The organism is Mangrovimicrobium sediminis (assembly GCF_004745945.1).
Lineage (GTDB): Bacteria > Pseudomonadota > Gammaproteobacteria > Pseudomonadales > Halieaceae > Mangrovimicrobium > Mangrovimicrobium sediminis.
Genome location: NZ_SRLE01000050.1, coordinates 1 through 1659 on the forward strand (window position 1 = coordinate 1; position 1659 = coordinate 1659).

Annotated in this window: 4 protein-coding genes; all 4 read left to right on the plus strand. The window is 45.7% G+C overall.

The genetic code is table 11. From position 1 onward, the window contains the following. Positions 1 to 206, plus strand: a 206-nt coding sequence (locus E4634_RS21775) for a hypothetical protein (protein ID WP_206046991.1), incomplete at its 5' end; no start/stop codon positions are given. Then, entirely contained in the window at positions 199 to 714 is a 516-nt protein-coding gene (locus E4634_RS21220; RefSeq protein WP_135446679.1) for a hypothetical protein, read from the plus strand. The genes E4634_RS21775 and E4634_RS21220, both read left to right, overlap by 8 nt. A 106-nt stretch (positions 715 to 820) precedes the next feature. Beyond that, the gene (locus E4634_RS21225) at positions 821 to 1168 is read left to right on the plus strand and encodes a hypothetical protein (protein WP_135446680.1); all 348 of its coding nucleotides are present in this window, start codon (positions 821 to 823) and stop codon (positions 1166 to 1168) included. 138 nt (positions 1169 to 1306) lie between these two features. Next, entirely contained in the window at positions 1307 to 1549 is a 243-nt protein-coding gene (locus E4634_RS21230; protein WP_135446681.1) for a hypothetical protein, read from the plus strand. Positions 1550 to 1659: the final 110 nt, after the last annotated feature.

Genomic DNA, 1659 nt, shown 5'->3' on the forward strand with positions numbered 1-1659 from the left:
CGCCTCACGATAGCTACGCCGACATGGGTGGTTCTTTAGCCTTGCCCAACCCTTTGGCCCAGTTGCTGAAATGGGCCACTTTTGCCGAACTTCACAGAATAACAAGTGCGGGCAGTTCGCTCCCTTCGGTCGCCGGACGCGCGTACCGCGCGCCCGCTGCCGCTCAGCGTTATATTCGCCAAAAATTCTGGAGCTGGCATGCTTAAATTTGATTTAGCAAAGATTGCAGACCTATTTTTTGCCTCGAAAAAGCAGAAGGCTGAAAATTCATCGGTATACATTAGAAAAGTCGCGGAAGAGGCGGAAGAACTCGCGAAAATATGGGAAGAGATTGTTAATTCCTTGCTGGAGGGAGCAGAAATCAACAGGGAGAAATTAATTGCTCTTGGAGCGCACAAATACATACCAAAAAATGGCGTTCGATATACTAGGTTGCAGGCATTCTACCGAAATGCTTCTACTGCTTTGGCTCCGAATAATGCTACTCAATGGGTGGATGAAATTGTATATAGCATTGGAAGTATTCTAGTTGAGCGTGAGGGTGCAAATAAAAACCTTTTTTCAACATTAGAAAATGCTGAAAGTAGCTTCTTCTTTGATAAACAGAATAATATAGAGTTGCTAAAAGATTTATCTATGAGTGTCGTTGCTATGCAAAAGGAGGCTTCAGCTCTATATGTTTTGGCGTCCCAAGTAGAAGCGCAGAAAATATGAATATAACAATGCAAGGTAGGCAAGCCCCTTCGGGGCGGGACCTCCTTTCAGTCGGCCCCTGCTTGCGGCGTTATATGCCATCAAATATCGGAGAGAATATCGTAGTATGAGTATCAATGGAGTAGAAGCAGTTGAATTCCTATCAAGCATTAAAGATAGAGTTTCACTACACAAAAAGGACAATACAGATAAATTTTGGAGCTACAAAATTAAATCGGCCAAAAATACCGAGTTCGCATTTGATCCTAAAACCACAACCGGCCTATTTATTAGGGTTGATAGGCAGCCGCCAAGCATTCCTGGTATTTCAAATATAGAAAGAATTTCAGGAAAAGATGTATCAACAGCACTTGATAGAGTGTTCTCCGGCGGCCTGCACAAAGCCAACTTTGTGCTTACAATTGAAAATCTCGGTGCCTTTAACGATTTTATTGCCCACTATGAGTCGTTGTAAGCATATAACAATCACAACCACGAAAGCCCCTGCGGGGCCGGACCTCCATTTCGGCGTTTCACGCCTACATTCCGGCCCGTGTTGTGGGCGTTATGCGCCCTCGATCTCGGTATCTACGCAGAAAATCAGGAAGAATAAATGAATGTCCTGGCGATACTTGGTATAGCCATCTGTCTCATTGGTGGAATTGGTCTATTGATAGCCGCTTTCAGGGTTGGGGTCTTCTGGGGAATCTGTTGCTTGCTTATCGCTCCAGCCTCAATCCTCTTCATTGTTATGCATTGGCAGGATGCGAAGAATCCTTTCTTCCTTCAGTTAATCGGGGTGGTCATTCTTTTAATCGTAGCTGTATTTGGGGGCAATGTTGGCCCGGTCGCATAACAAGTCAAGGCAGCAAGGGCGCTTCGCGCCGGGACCCGCTAACGCGGGCCCCTGCTTGAAGCGTTATGTGTTACTCGCAAATGCCGGGCGAACTTCCGATTGATTTCTTC

Bases quoted from the DNA above. Each gene is read 5' to 3' on its own strand.
- E4634_RS21220 (WP_135446679.1), top strand. From the start codon at position 199: ATGCTTAAATTTGATTTAGCAAAGATTGCAGACCTATTTTTTGCCTCG.
- E4634_RS21225 (WP_135446680.1), top strand. From the start codon at position 821: ATGAGTATCAATGGAGTAGAAGCAGTTGAATTCCTATCAAGCATTAAA.
- E4634_RS21230 (WP_135446681.1), top strand. From the start codon at position 1,307: ATGAATGTCCTGGCGATACTTGGTATAGCCATCTGTCTCATTGGTGGA.